At 54.5% G+C, this 336-nt stretch carries 1 protein-coding gene; it reads left to right on the forward strand.

All coding sequences use genetic code 11. The features are described 5' to 3' along the window. A partial coding sequence (locus AC1RPH_RS08120; protein ID WP_481762078.1) for a hypothetical protein occupies positions 1-299 on the forward strand: 299 nt, incomplete at its 5' end. Between the last annotated feature and the right edge of the window lie 37 nt (positions 300-336).

A 336-nucleotide genomic window follows, 5' to 3' on the forward strand; every position in this document is an offset into this window, starting at 1 on the left:
CCGACTTCAAGGTCAACGTCCAGTTCCTGAGTGGTGAGAACGCAGACCTTCACGAGGACTCGCTCGTAGTAAAGAACAAGCAAGTCGTCAAGTTCTCCGAACTCGGTCTGCTCCAACCGTTCAAGGTCGGTGAGCAATCGTTCGTGAAGGTTGGTGGAAGCACCGCAATCGCGACCCGCGTTACCGGATGGCCGGATGCACCCCGCGCAGAACTCGCGATCTCGGCTTCGGAAGTCGGCAAGGCAGCAAAGCGCAGCTTCAAGCAATCGGACAAGGTGTCGCTTTTTAGCAACGCCTAAAAAAAACTGAAAATAACGCTTTGCGGTTCTCGTGGAT

The organism is Dellaglioa sp. CoH-57-MRSF-16, from assembly GCF_056782055.1.